Annotated in this window: 10 protein-coding genes; 8 read left to right on the forward strand and 2 right to left on the reverse strand. The window is 64.8% G+C overall.

Annotation, left to right across the window (positions count from 1 at the left end; all coding sequences use genetic code 11):
• The first annotated feature begins 77 nt into the window (after positions 1-77).
• The 8 genes from FA85_RS20055 (at position 78) to bla (ending at position 11,907) form a co-directional block, all read left to right on the forward strand.
• A complete protein-coding gene (locus FA85_RS20055) occupies positions 78-2,882 on the forward strand; it encodes a TonB-dependent receptor (protein ID WP_239739798.1) in 2,805 nt (934 codons plus the stop codon).
• A 2-nt stretch (positions 2,883-2,884) separates the two neighbouring features.
• Positions 2,885-4,879: a beta-galactosidase gene (locus tag FA85_RS20060; protein WP_081907492.1), complete on the forward strand. Its 1,995-nt coding sequence runs from the start codon at positions 2,885-2,887 to the stop codon at positions 4,877-4,879.
• Positions 4,876-6,255, forward strand: coding sequence for an APC family permease (locus FA85_RS20065; RefSeq protein WP_036113464.1), 1,380 nt, complete (start codon positions 4,876-4,878; stop codon positions 6,253-6,255). Before FA85_RS20060 ends, FA85_RS20065 begins: the two co-directional genes overlap by 4 nt.
• Positions 6,234-7,181, forward strand: a complete 948-nt coding sequence (locus FA85_RS20070; protein WP_239739797.1) for a carbohydrate kinase family protein — start codon at positions 6,234-6,236, stop codon at positions 7,179-7,181. Before FA85_RS20065 ends, FA85_RS20070 begins: the two co-directional genes overlap by 22 nt.
• Positions 7,159-8,574: a family 4 glycosyl hydrolase gene (locus FA85_RS20075; protein ID WP_036113462.1), complete on the forward strand. Its 1,416-nt coding sequence runs from the start codon at positions 7,159-7,161 to the stop codon at positions 8,572-8,574. Before FA85_RS20070 ends, FA85_RS20075 begins: the two co-directional genes overlap by 23 nt.
• Positions 8,575-8,639: 65 nt before the next feature.
• Positions 8,640-9,266 (forward strand): nucleoside/nucleotide kinase family protein, encoded by a 627-nt coding sequence (locus FA85_RS20080; RefSeq protein WP_051943698.1) that lies wholly within the window; start codon positions 8,640-8,642, stop codon positions 9,264-9,266.
• A 58-nt stretch (positions 9,267-9,324) separates the two neighbouring features.
• On the forward strand, positions 9,325-10,734 hold the full coding sequence (locus tag FA85_RS20085) for a sugar porter family MFS transporter (protein ID WP_051943696.1): 1,410 nt from the start codon (positions 9,325-9,327) through the stop codon (positions 10,732-10,734).
• Between the two features lie 198 nt (positions 10,735-10,932).
• On the forward strand, positions 10,933-11,907 hold the full coding sequence (gene bla, locus FA85_RS20090) for a class A beta-lactamase (protein ID WP_051943694.1): 975 nt from the start codon (positions 10,933-10,935) through the stop codon (positions 11,905-11,907).
• Positions 11,908-12,072: 165 nt separating this feature from the next.
• Here the strand turns inward: bla and FA85_RS20095 are convergent, their stop codons facing one another.
• Both FA85_RS20095 and FA85_RS20100 read right to left on the reverse strand, forming a co-directional pair.
• Complete coding sequence (locus tag FA85_RS20095; protein ID WP_036117681.1) at positions 12,073-12,894, reverse strand: alpha/beta fold hydrolase; 822 nt, start codon at positions 12,892-12,894, stop codon at positions 12,073-12,075.
• 303 nt (positions 12,895-13,197) lie between these two features.
• Positions 13,198-13,572, reverse strand: coding sequence for a TraR/DksA family transcriptional regulator (locus FA85_RS20100; RefSeq protein ID WP_036113460.1), 375 nt, complete (start codon positions 13,570-13,572; stop codon positions 13,198-13,200).
• Positions 13,573-13,575 lie beyond the last annotated feature (3 nt).

A 13,575-nucleotide genomic window follows, 5' to 3' on the forward strand; every position in this document is an offset into this window, starting at 1 on the left:
GAGCCTCCATGTCCGGACCGCGCGACGAACCCGCTGGTCAGCCTTTTTTCAGAGCACTTTCGGGGTGGGGGTGGATCGTGGGTATCGATAAGGTTTTCAACAAGAAGTGTCTGGTCGTGGCCGTGTGTGCGGTACTGGCCAATGGGGCGTTTGCGCAGGACGCTGCGCCAGCGCCGTCAACGCCGCCGCCGGTCAAAGCGGCTACGGATACGAAGGACCCGGCCGCCAAGCCGGACAAGGCCGTGCAGATGAAGGCGCTCAGCGTGGTGGCCAACCGCTATGACGCGACAAACATGCGCATGGATTCCATCAACACGGTGGACGTGCTGTCGGCGGCCGACCTGCAGCACACCGCCGTGCACAACGTGGCGGAGGCGCTGGGCCTGATGTCGGGGGTCAACGTAACGACCACGGGCTCCGGCTACTTCGGCGGCATCGACGGCGCGGCGCGCGGCGAGGGCATGTTCACCTCGGTGCGCGGCCTGCCGTCCGAGTACAACGTCAATCTGGTGAACGGCAGCAACGTGGCCCAGGGCATGCCATATAGCCGCAGCGTACAGCTGAGCCTGCTGCCACCGTCGGGCTTGCAGACCATCGTACTCAACAAGACCTCGACTGCCGACATGGACGGCGACGCGATCGGCGGGACGATCGACTTTCGCACGCCGAGCGCCTTCGATTTCAGGAAGGATTTCAGCGGTAGCGTCACCGCCAGCGGACGCGTGGAAAGCCGTGCGCGCGACTACGGCGGCAGCGGCCTCGGCAGCGGTCTGGCCGGGGAACTGCAAGGCAAGTTCGGTGCCGAGAAACAGTTCGGCATTTACGTAAGCGGCTATTACGACTACCGCAACATCGCCAACAGCGAGATCGGTGCGGCGGAAAGTGCGTCCAACGACGGTTCCTGGGCATTTCTTCACGCGACCGCGGAAGGCGACAGCGCGCCCGGGTACGACCCCGCTCACAACCTGACCAGCCTCGGCAGCAACGTCGGCATCGCGTCGGGGTTCGAGCGCCGCTACGGCGGCAATATCTCGTTCGACTGGAACGTGGACCCGACGCTCAAAGCCTATGCGCGAATGACTTACGCGTATGCGCTGACCGAGCAGAACACCACGTATAACCAGCTTTTGCCGCAGGACGTGACGTACGTACCGACCTCCACGCCAGGCGTGTACACGCCGAACATCGGGCGCATCGCCAACCGCTTCTGGTTCGAGACCAACCCGGAGCGGGCAGACCTGGCCACGATCCAGTTCGGTGCGGACAAGACCGCCGGCGGATGGACGATTTCGCCCAACGTCTTCTGGAGCATCGGCCGCAACGACCGACCCGAACACGTCGAGATCGACGGGCGCGAGGACAAGTATTCGCAGGACAACTTCGCGTATAACCGCAGTTCGCTGCTGAGCTACGGCGGCAACGGCTTCCCGTACCCCGTGCTGACGCCGGGTTTGCAGAACTCCGTCAACAACGTGCAGAACATGTACGCCAACGATTATGGCGAGGTCACCGACATCCGCTCCGGCCAGAAGCGCGGCGGCGCCAAACTCGATCTGCGCTATGACTTCGACAGCGGCGTGCTGCAGTCGGTCAAGTTCGGCGTGAAGTACAGCGACAGCTCGCGTGAGTTCACCAACCGCGACTGGTCGACCGGCGGCATCAACGACGGAACGACGACACTCGACGACCTCGGCATCTTCAAGGGCTATTACAATCAGATTTTTCCCGGCAAATTCGACTGGCGGACGCCGGAAGTCAGTCGTGCCGCGGTCGCCGCGCTCATCGCGGCCCACGTCCAGCCGTCGGATCTGGATACCTGCGGCCAGCTGGACTTCAACAACTACAACTGCGACACCATGCGCGGCACGGAAGCGGTCAGTGCCGCGTACGGCATGGCCACGTTCCAGAGCGGTCCGTGGGAGATCATTCCCGGTGTGCGCTTCGAGCACACCTCCATCCACAACACGTTCTGGACGACGCCGACCGACGCCGACGGCAACGAGGCGCCGGGCTACTTCTCCAATAACCGGACCATCTACAACGAGCCGCTCGGCAGCCTGTTCATCAATTTCCGCCCGGACGGCAACATCGTGTATCGCGGCGCGATCTGGCAGAGCTACACGCGACCGGCCTTCGTGCAGCTGGGCGGCGGTTCGCAGATCAGTGTGTCCGATGGCGTGACGACGATCACCAGCGGCAACCCGAACCTGAGCCCGATCAAGGCCACCAACGTGGATCTGGGCGCCGAGTGGACGACGCAGAGCGGCGGTTACGTGTCCCTGGCCAGCTACTACAAGAAGCTGCGCAACTACATCTACGACAGCGGCGGCGGCCAGGCCAATCCGAACACGTCCGGTGTGGGTACCGTCCTGACCAAGACGCCGACCAACGGCGGGGACGGGCATGTCTACGGTCTCGAAGCCACGTACAGGCAGAAGTTCCAGAACCTGCCTGAGCCCTTCGATGGTCTGGGCTTCAGCGTCAACGCCACGCGGCAGAATTCGAAGGTCGACCTGGGCCGCGACGGCTTCGAGAACGAAAGGCTGCAGTCGGCTCCACAGCGCATGGCCAACGCCGAGCTGTTCTACGAGAAGGCCGGTTTCTCGCTGAACCTCAGCTACCACTACACGGGCTCCTACCTGTCGACGTACGACTTCCTCAATCAGGGCAATCCGTGGGACGACCTGTGGATCCGTCCGATCCGCCGCGTCGATCTTCATGCGGGCTATCTGATGACTAACGGGCTGCAGTTCGACCTGCAGATCAGCAACCTGACCAAGCAGTACTCCTACTGGTCGCACATCGGCAGGAACAGTCTGGCCAACTCCGATATCGTGGATGCGGGCATGACCACCCTGTTGACCGTGAAGTACTCGTTCTGAGCATGCAACGACGTCGGTTCCTCGCTCTGTCCTTGCTCACGCCACTGGCGTTCGCCGGTCGCGCGTGGGCGGGGCCGTCCGGTGTCGCCGCTTCGGCGGTGGCACCGGACGGGCGCGGACATGCGTTCGCCTTCGGCAAGCGTACGTTTCTTCTCGACGGGAAGCCGTTCCAGATACGCAGTGGCGAGATGCATCCGGCGCGGATCGCGCGTGAGCACTGGCGTCATCGCATCCGGATGGCACGTGCGATGGGTCTCAATACCGTGGCGATCTACGTGATGTGGAATCACCACGAGCGCGAGCCCGGCGTGTTCGATTTCGAAAGCGACAATCGCGACATCGTGGCCTTCATCCGCTTGTGCGCGGAGGAGGGGATGTGGGTGTATCTGCGCCCGGGTCCGTACATCTGCGGTGAGTGGACGAACGGCGGTCTGCCGGCATGGCTCCTGCGCGATCCGGATACCCGCCTGCGCACGCGTGACGATCCCCGTTACATGGCGGCGGTGCGTCGCTATATCGCCGCGCTCGCACCGCGTATCGCTCCGCTGACGGCAGGGGCGGGTGGTCCCGTGCTGATGTTGCAGGTCGAGAACGAGTATTCGATGTTCGCCGACGATGTCGGCTACCTGGAGGCGCTGCGCGACCTGTGGCGGGAGCGCGGCATCGCGGGACCGTTCTCCGTGTCGGATGGCTTGAAGGACCTGCGGCGGCGTAAGGCCTATCCGAAAGGCATGGCGCTTGGCCTCGATGGTGCGGACGTCGCGGACCTGCTCAAGGGCCGGAGCTTCGCGGGCGAGTCGCCCGTGTGGCTGGGCGAGGGTTATCCCGGCTGGCTTACGCACTGGGGTGAGCCGGCCTTCGCGACCAGGGACCTCGTCGAGCCGCTTCGGGAGATCATGCGCGCCGGGTATTCCTTCAACCTGTATGTGGTGCACGGCGGGACCAACTTCGGTCTGACCGCGGGAGCCAATGCGGAGGACGACGGCTCGCAGTTCCAGCCCGTCATCACCAGCTACGACTACGGTGCACCCATCGATGAGCGGGGGCGTGCCACGCCGCACTACGCGGCGTTGCGCCGGGTGATCGTGGAGAGCGCGGGAGTCACGCCGCCCGCGATGCCCGAAGCTCCTCCCTCGGCAACGTTTTCACCGGTGACGCCTGTGCCGTTCGCGTCGCTCTGGGACAACCTTCCGGGCGAGCCGGTCAGGCTGCCATCGCCCGGTCCGAACGAGATCGTGTTCGGCCAGGATCAGGGACTGGTCGTTTATCGCAAGCGGATCGCCACCGGCAGCGTTCTGCGGCTGGAGAACGTGCGCGATTATGCCGTCGTGCATGTCGATGGGCGTGAAACGGCTGTCGTGTCACGGGTCGAGCATGCGTCGCTCAATTCGCGGCCCGATGTGACGCTGCCTGCGCGTGCCTCGGGCGAGGCGACCGTCGAGGTCCTTGTCGATACCTTCGGCCACATCAATTTCGGGCCGCGGCTGGGTGACCACAAAGGGCTCATCGGGCCGGTGACGCTCGATGGTGTCGCCCTGCATGAGGTCGAGGCGTGGCCGTTGCCGCTGGACGATGCGTGGGTTCGCGGTCTCAAGCCGTTGAAGGCGGCACCGTCGCGAGGTGGGGTGTTCTTCAGGGCGGCGCTTCATGTGGATGTACCTGGCGACGTTTATCTCGACATGAGTGGGTGGGCGAAGGGGTATCTGTGGGTCAACAGGCGGTTGCTGGGGCGGTACTGGAGTGTCGGGCCGCAGCTTCGGTTGTTCTGTCCGGGTCCGTGGTTGAAGGCGGGGGAGAACGAGGTGCTGGTGTTGGATCTGCATCGGGTGGAGGGGGCGGTGATTGCTGCTGCCGATAGTTTGCATGGGGTGGGGCAGGCACCGGTCGCCAGCAGGGCTGGCTCCTACCAGGAGCAGGACCCCGCAGCCCGGTGGGAGCCGACCCTGTTGGCGTCAGGTGCTGGCCGAAGCTACCCGGAAACGGGCCGCGAATCATGAGAGCGACAGCCACCCCGACCGCGAACGCGGTAGCACCAGGAACATCCGCCATACCGCCGCGAGCCATCGGCTTCTGGGGCGGGCTTTCCGCCAACGTCCTCAACATGATCGGCATCGGGCCGTTCGTGACCATCCCGCTCGCCCTCTCGGCCCTGGCAGGACCCTCGGTGCTGCTGGGCTGGGTCGCCGGCGCACTGCTGTGCCTCTGCGACGGTCTGGTCTGGGCCGAACTTGGCTCCACCATTCCCGAATCCGGCGGTCCCTACCATTACCTGCGCGAGGCTTATGGCCGCGACAAAGCCGGCCGTCTGTTCGGTTTCCTCTACCTCTGGCAGACGCTGCTCACCGCGCCGCTTTCCATCGGTTCGGCGGCGGTGGGTTTCGCCCAGTACGCGGGCTTCCTCATCCCGTCCCTGGGGGAAACGGGCAGGGCGCTCGTCGCCGCCGGCTTGTGTCTGCTCAACACGGCCGTGCTCTATCGGCGGGTGGGTCAGATCCAGCGGCTGTCCGTGCTGGTCAGCGCGATCGTCGTGATCGCGTGCGCATGGATCGTGATCAGTGGCATCAGGCACTTCGACATGACGATCGCAAGCCACTTCTTCCAGGCACACGTCGACTCATCTCACGGGTTCTGGCTGGGCCTCGGCGCGGTCGCCCTGATCGCGGTGTACGACTACGGCGGTTACAACAACGTCTGCATGCTGGGCGGTGAGGTGAAGCGGCCGCGGCGCACCATTCCGATGGCGGTGCTCGTTTCCATTCCGCTGGTGGCCGTGCTGTATCTGGGCCTCAACCTCAGCATTCTCGGCGTACTGCCCTGGGAGCAGGCGGCGCACTCGAAGGCCGTGGTCGCCGACTTCATGCAGGCGATCCACGGTCGCACGGGCGGCACGCTGGCCGTGCTCCTGATTCTTCTGGCCAGCTGGGGATCGGCGCTGGTGGTGTTGCTGGGCTACTCACGCGTGCCGTACGCGGCGGCGGCGGACGGCCAGTTCTTTCCCGTCTTCGCGCGCCTGCATCCGCGGGGCGGGTTTCCCACGGTGTCGCTCCTGTTCGTGGGTGCGACGTCCGCCGCGGCCTGCTTCCTGTCACTGGAGCATCTGATCGCGACGCTGATGGTCACGCAGATCCTGTTTCAGTACATCGCGCAGTGCTTCGCCGTGGTGGCCCTGCGTCGTCGCCGCGCCGACGCCGACGTGTTTCGCATGCCGCTGTATCCGCTGCCGCTGGTCGTCAGCGTCATCGGCTGGCTGTATCTCGTGGCGACGGCGGGCACCTCGTCCATCGTCGCCGCCGTGGTCGCGGTCCTCGCGGGCACGCTTCTTTTCCTGTGGCAAGCACGGAGGTCCCGCACGTGGCCATTTCCCCATCGCTGAAATCATGGGATGTCGCCGTCGTCGGAGAGATCTACGCCGATCACGTCTTCAGCGGCTTTCCCTCCTGGCCCGGCCCCGGCGAAGAAGTGATCGCCGAGAACTACGTGCGCGAACTCGGCGGCGGCACGATCAATACCGCCTGTGCCTTGTCGCGGCTCGGACGCCGTGTCCGCCTGGTCGGACTGATCGGCGATGCCGATCTCGACTGGTTCGAAGGCCGTCTGGGCGAATTCGGTGTCAGCATGGACGGTATCCGGCTGGGCAGCGACGGTACCGGCATCACCGTGAGCGTCTCGACGGTGGAGGACCGGTCGTTTTTCACCTATCCCGGCGTCAACCGCTCGCTCCCGGAACTGCTGGCGACGTCGGAGATCGTGGCGGATCTGTCCGCCGCCCGTCATGTGCATTTCGCCATGCCGCTGCCGCGCGACCTTGCCTCGACCCTGCTTCCGCTGTTGCGTGGGGCGGGGTGTACGACCTCCCTCGACGTCGGCTACAGCCCGGCGTGGCTGCAAGACCCTGTCAACCGGCTCAGTTGCCGCGATGTCGACCTCTTCCTGCCCAACGACAAGGAAGTCGCGCTGTTATGCGGCGACGACGCCCCCTCGTCCTATGAGGCCTGGTCCGCCGCGGCCGGTATCGCTCGTGCCGTCATGAAACAGGGCGCCCGTGGTGCGTGGATCGCCGATGCACGCGGCCTGCGCCGGGTGCCGGCGCCGCGCATCGAAGCGGTCGACTCCACCGGTGCGGGCGATGCCTTCGACGCGGGCGTCATCGACGGGCTGCTCGATGGCGAGTCCATCGATGGCTGCGTCGAGCGCGGTTGCATCTGCGGGGCGTTGTGTACGACGGCCGCCGGCGCCCTTGAATCGCTTCCCCATCCCCAGCCATTAAGGACACTTCGTGAGCAAACGTACGGATCGTAAGATCGCATTGATCGGAGGCGGCGGTGTCCGGTCTCCGCTTGTCGTGTTCGGCGTCAACGAAGCCGCCGAGGCGCTCGGCGCGGCCGAAATGGTCCTCTACGACCCCGATCCCGAGCGGCTGCGGATCATGGTCGGCCTGGGCAATGCCGTGATCCGTCGCTCGGGCGGCGCGCTGCGGCTACGTGGCGGCACCTCGATGGAAGACACCATCGAAGGCGCCGACTTCGTGCTCAACAGCATTCGTATCGGCGGTATCGCCGGTCGCGCCGCCGACGAACGCGCATCCATCGCGCAGGGATATCCGGGGCAGGAGACGACGGGCCCCGCCGGCGTCGCCATGGCCCTGCGCACCATTCCTGTCGCGATAGAACAGGCGAAACTCGTCGAGAAGCTGAGCCCGCAGGCGTGGCTGGTCAACTTCACCAACCCCGCCGGCCTGATCACGCAGGCCGTGACCGACCATAGCAAGGCCCGCATCGTCGGCATCTGCGATACGCCGACGGAGCTGTTTCACAACATCGCGCATGCGCTGGGTGAGCCGGCCGACGAGGTCGAGTGCGACTACGTCGGCCTGAACCACCTCGGTTGGGTACGCGGCGTGCGCGTTCGGGGCGAGGAGGTCATCGACACGCTGCTTGCCAGCGATGATCTGCTACGTCAGCTCTATCTGGCGCCGTTGTTCGACTTCGACATGATCCGCACGCTGCGGCTCATTCCCACGGAGTACCTTTTCTTCTACTACGAGCGGCAGCGCGCGCTGGACAACCAGCGCAGGCAGGGCGGGAGCCGCGGTGGCGAAATTCAGAGACTCAACGATGATCTGCTGGCGACGCTGACCGCGCGTCTGGACGCGGGCGACGGCGACGCGGCCGTGGATATCTACGCCGCGTACCTCAACCAGCGTTCCGGCTCGTACATGAAGCTCGAAGCCGAGGGTGGTTCCGCGTTCGATCAGGGGGTCAGCCTGCAGGTCGACCCCTTCCGTGTAGCGACCGGTTACCACCGCATCGCCATCGACGTGATGAGCGCGCTGACCGGTGCGAAACCGGCGCGTATCGTCGTCAACACGCGCAATCGTGGCGCCTTGCCCGATCTGCCCGATAACGACATCGTGGAGATCGCGTCGGATATCTCGCTGGACGCGATCGTGCCCCGTCCCATCGCGCCATTGCCGGATGCGGTGAACGGTCTGGTGCGCTCGGTCAAGGCGTACGAACGTGCCGCGATCGCATCGGTGCTCAACGACCGCCGTCTCGAAGCACGCAAGGCGATGCTGATTCATCCGGCCATCGGACAGTGGACGCCGTCCGGGGACTTGCTCGACGCCTTGCTGGGTCATGCGAACGAAGACGGCGAATGTCTCTGTCAGGGACCCGTCCATCGCCATATATGACGCGATTCATCTCATGCACACATTCGGATCATTAGCTTTTGTCGGTCTTTTTGTCTGGCATCGGCATGATCGAATCCTCCGCAAGGGAGCGCCTGGACGCGCTCATGGAAGGCAGCGGACGCCGCATCCTCGGCATCGCGGGACTACCGGGCGCCGGTAAATCCACCCTCGTGGCGCAATTGCTCGCATACGCCGGCGACATCGCCGTCGGCGTACCGATGGACGGGTTCCATCTCGCCAATGCCGAGCTCGCCCGCCTGGGCAGGGCCGCCCGTAAGGGCGCCTCCGATACGTTCGACGCGGCGGGCTATGTCGCCTTGCTGCGCCGCCTTAGCTCGCCGGTGCCGGGCGAGACGGTCTACGCACCGGCGTTTCATCGTGAAATCGAAGAGCCGATCGCCGGCGAGATCGCCGTGCCGTCCGATGTACGTCTGGTCATTACCGAAGGCAACTACCTGCTGCTCGATGAAGGTCCGTGGCAAGACGTCCAGGGCCTGCTCGACGAGGTCTGGTTCGTCGACGTCGACGACGCACAGCGCCATGAGCAATTGCTCGCGCGGCACATGCGCTACGGCCGCGACCGCCAGGCCGCGCTCGACTGGATCGAAAACACCGACGAGCCGAATGCCCGCCGCATCGCTTTGACGGCACCGAAGGCGGATTTCCGTGTGCGCGTGAGCGTGGCGGCGTGATCTCTTTCAAGAACAACTCGCGGGGGCGAGGGCTTCTTCATCCTCCCAGGAGAAACGCATGCATGCGGTAACCCCATCCAAGGTCGACAGCGAGGGCGGCAGCACCGCCCTGGTCGTCGGTATCGCGGTCATCGCCGCGCTCGGCGGCCTTTTGTTCGGCTACGACACCGGCGTGATCGGCGTCGCGCTTCTGGGCCTCGGTCGTGAGTTCGCTCTCGACGACACCACCAAGCAGCTCGTCACCGGCGCGATCATCTTCGGTGCCTTGTTCGGTTGCCTCGGTACCGGCCCGCTGTCCGACCGGTTCGGTCGCCGACGCATGGTGATCTTCGTCGGCGTGCTGTTCGCGCTCGGCTCGATCGCCTCGGCCATGTCGGGCAGCGTCGAGATGCTGATCGCGGCGCGTTTCCTGCTCGGCCTGTCGGCCGGCAGTTCCACACAGATCATTCCCGTCTACATCGCCGAGGTGTCGCCGCCGAAGCACCGGGGCAAGATGGTGGTGCTGTTTCAGTTCATGGTGGTGTTCGGCATCACCGTGGCGTACTTCACCGGATTCCTGCTCGGCGAACACTGGCGCTGGATGTTCGGTCTCGGTGTGGTTCCGGCGGTGATCCTGCTGGGTGGCATGTTCATTCTCCCGGAGAGCCCGCGCTGGCTGGTGACGCAGGGTCGCAAGAATGAAGCCATCGACGTGCTCGAGCGGGTTCGCGGCGACCGTCGCGCGGCCGAAGCGGAAGTCGTCGAGATCGAGGGCGTTTCCCATAACGAGGAAACCGGGCGCTGGAAGGATTTCGCCAAGCCCTGGATCCGTCCGGCCATCATCGTGGGCGCGAGCATCTCCATGTTCTCGCAGATCACCGGCAACAACGCGCTGATCTATTACGCGCCGACCATCCTCACCAAGGCCGGCTTCTCGGACAAATGGGCCGTGCTCGGCACCGGCGGTAGCACGCTGCTCGTGGTCGTCATGACGGTCATCGGAAGCATCCTGGTCGACAAGATCGGGCGCCGTCGTTACCTGCTGTGGATGATTCCCGGCTCGATCGTGGCGCTCGTGGTGATGGGCATCCTGTTCGAAGGGCAGGGGCCGCAGACCGACGTGAGCCGCGTGCTGGTGGTCGCCTGTCTGGCCGCGTACCTGATGTTGAACTGCGGTGGCTTCGGCGTCTGCATCTGGCTGATCAACTCCGAGGTATACCCGCTGTTCGTTCGCGGCAAGGGCGCGAGCCTGGGCGCCTTCAGTCACTGGTTCTTCGATCTGCTGGTCACCCTGAGCACGCTGTCGCTGGTCACCTGGCTGGGCGCGTCGCATACGTTCTGGCTCTACGCGATGATCTCGCTCGGTGCTCTGGTCTTCATCTACTACCTCGTGCCCGAGACGATGGGCAAGAGCCTGGAGCAGATCGAGCACGAGCTGCGCGAGGAGCGGTTCTACCCGTTCCAGCAGAAGCGCTTGAAGAAGAGCTGAGCCCAGTTTCCGGTAGCGGCTTTCTGTAGGAGCCAGCCCTGCTGGCGATGGGTGCTCGCCGTACCCCCCATCGCCAGCAGGGCTGGCTCCTACAACAGCCGCTGCCGGCCAAAGCTCCCGCCGGCCCCCGATTTGCCACCAAAAACGCAGAACCATGCGGCAGCATGGCGCCCCGGTCATCCCCCAAAGGCGCTCCCCATGCTGAAGCACACCTTCCTCGCGTTATCGCTGGCCCTCGCCGCCGGCTCGGCCACCGCCGCCGACAAGTCCGCGACCCTCCAGGCCTCCCTGCAAAAGCTCGCCGATCAGGCCAAGCCTGCCAAATTCGGCATCATCGTCGTCGATCTGGATGGCAGCGCCTCGGCGAAGGTCAACGACGACCGGGCCTATATGCTTATGAGCACTTTCAAGGCACCGGTATCGGCTGCCGTGTTGTCTCAGGTGGACGCGGGCAAGCTGAGTCTCAACCAGAAGGTCCACGTCACCCCGGCCGACGTCACGGCCGGTTCCGCCGTCCCGTCGATTGGCGCGCGCGCCGCAAAGGGCCCGATCGATGTCACCGTCAGCGAACTGATGACCGCGGCGGCTACGCAGAGCGACAACACGGCCGTGGACGCGCTATTGAAACTGGTCGGTGGCGGCCAGGTGGTCACGGCATACCTCAAGGACAAGGGCGTCGAGGGCATGCGCATCGATATGGATGAGCGCGCGGTGGGGCATGTGTTCGAAGGTCTGGCCCAAGGCGCGAAGCCACCTCTGCACGAAACGACCGTGCAAGAATCGGCGCGGCTGCTGAAGGGCTACGAGGCCGCGATCGTGATGCAGGAGAACACGACGACGCTGGACGGCGCCGCGACATTCCTGCGCAAGTTGCAGGCTGGCGAGTTGCTCTCGGCTGCATCGACCAAGCGCCTGCTCGACATGATGCAAGCTCAGGTCATTCCGAATCGCATCCGCGCGGGGCTGCCGGCGGGCTTCAGCATCGCGGACAAGACGGGTACGGGTGCCAGCAATGGCGATCGTATCGCCGCGTGGAACGATATGGCGATCATTACCGCGCCCAACGGCAATCGTGCCGTGGTCGGCGCCTTCCTCCGCGACACCACCTCAACGGATGAGCAGCGAGCCGCGTGGTTCAAAGAGCTAGGTACCGTTGTTTCGAAGCAGCTGTAGTAGGAGCGAGCCCGCTCGCGAACCCTCACGGATAAACGTGGCGAATGAGGCTTTGCACCTCATTGCGCCAGCGTTATGCCCCGAGGGTTTCGCGGGCAGGGCCCGCTCCTACAGAAAGCGCGTGACGTCGGGCCCTTCGCGTCACGTCGGGCCCTTCGCGTCACATCAGGCCTTGATGAAGTCCAGCAGGTCCTTGTTGAGGACGTCCGCGTGGACGGTCAGCATGCCGTGCGGGTAGCCCTTGTAGAGCTTCAGCTGCGCGCCCGGCACCAGCTTGGCGGAGAGTACGCCCGCGTCCTGGTAAGGAACGATCTGATCGTCGTCGCCGTGCAGCACGAGCGTCGGTACGGTGATCGCCTTGAGGTCTTCGGTGAAGTCGGTTTCCGAGAAGGCCTTGATGCAGTCGTAGTGGGCCTTGGCACCGCCCATCATGCCCTGGCGCCACCAGTTGTCGACCACGCCGTCGAGGGTCTTCACGCCCGGACGGTTGAAGCCGTAGAACGGGATCGGCACTTCACGGTAAAACTGCGCGCGGTTATCGGCGAGCGCCTTGCGGAAGCCGTCGAACACCGAGATATCCAGGCCACCCGGATTGGCCGCGGTCTTGAGCATGATCGGCGGCACGGCGCTGACCAGCACGGCCTTGGCCACGCGGCCTTTGCCATGACGGGCGACGTAGCGCGCCACTTCGCCACCGCCGGTCGAGTGACCGATATGCACGGCGTTCTTCAGGTCGAGGTGCGCGGTGAGTTCCGCGACGTCGGCCGCATACGTGTCCATGTCGTTGCCGGTCGCGGTCTGCGACGAACGGCCGTGCCCACGACGGTCATGCGCGATTACGCGGAAGCCATTGTTCAGGAAGAACATCATCTGGGCATCCCAGTCGTCCGAGCTCAGCGGCCAACCGTGATGGAAGACGATCGGCTGACCGGTACCCCAATCCTTGTAATAGATCTCGGTGCCGTCTTTGGTCGTGATGAAAGACATGTCGCCTACCTTCTTGCTGGTTTTGGAAGAGGAATGGGTCGTTGCGGCCGGCGCGGCATTGACGCCGGAGGCAAGCACGCTCGCGCCAACGAGCGTGCCCGCGGCGAGGGTCCCCGCGCCGACGACGAAATTGCGGCGGCTGGCATCGTGGCCAGCGCCGAGGGAGGTTGAATCGCTCACGGGGTGTCTCCTTGATTGTCCCGTGACATCTTGCGGAAGCGGGAAACGTTCCGGCTAGAACGCAATTGCCTCCATTTTGACGAGGCGTGACTTTTGATCAACACAAAGTGTCGCCGCAGACGATCAGCGCTGGGCGAGGCGCTCGCGCTCGGCCATTTCCTCGACGGTGTAGCGGGTTTCCGGAACGGCTTCCAGGCGCTCGCGCGGAATGGGCTCACCATTGCCATCCGAGATGCCATAGGTGCCATCGGCGATCTTCTCGAGGGCGCGGTTGATGTCGCCGAGGCGGTTTTCGTTGTGCGACAGCAGGGCTTCGTCCGCATCCTGCTGGGCGAAGCGATCGCCGTCGTCGCCTTCGTCCTGCGGCTCGCCACCGGCGGCGGTCTGAAGCGCCGACTCGTCGGCTCCCGCCGCATCGCCCGTGGCGATCAGCTGGGCGCGCAGGTCCTCGAGGCGCTGTTTCTGGTGTTCGATAAAGGCGGCATCGAGCTTCGACATGAG

Origin of the sequence: Luteibacter mycovicinus (assembly GCF_000745235.1) — a bacterium.
Taxonomy (GTDB): Bacteria; Pseudomonadota; Gammaproteobacteria; order Xanthomonadales; family Rhodanobacteraceae; genus Luteibacter; species Luteibacter mycovicinus.

Coding starts and splice junctions, on each gene's coding strand:
- FA85_RS20060 (WP_081907492.1), top strand. CDS start 2,885: ATGCAACGACGTCGGTTCCTCGCTCTGTCCTTGCTCACGCCACTGGCG.
- FA85_RS20065 (WP_036113464.1), top strand. CDS start 4,876: ATGAGAGCGACAGCCACCCCGACCGCGAACGCGGTAGCACCAGGAACA.
- FA85_RS20080 (WP_051943698.1), top strand. CDS start 8,640: ATGATCGAATCCTCCGCAAGGGAGCGCCTGGACGCGCTCATGGAAGGC.
- FA85_RS20085 (WP_051943696.1), top strand. CDS start 9,325: ATGCATGCGGTAACCCCATCCAAGGTCGACAGCGAGGGCGGCAGCACC.
- bla (WP_051943694.1), top strand. CDS start 10,933: ATGCTGAAGCACACCTTCCTCGCGTTATCGCTGGCCCTCGCCGCCGGC.
- FA85_RS20095 (WP_036117681.1), bottom strand. CDS start 12,894: ATGTCTTTCATCACGACCAAAGACGGCACCGAGATCTATTACAAGGAT.
- FA85_RS20100 (WP_036113460.1), bottom strand. CDS start 13,572: ATGTCGAAGCTCGATGCCGCCTTTATCGAACACCAGAAACAGCGCCTC.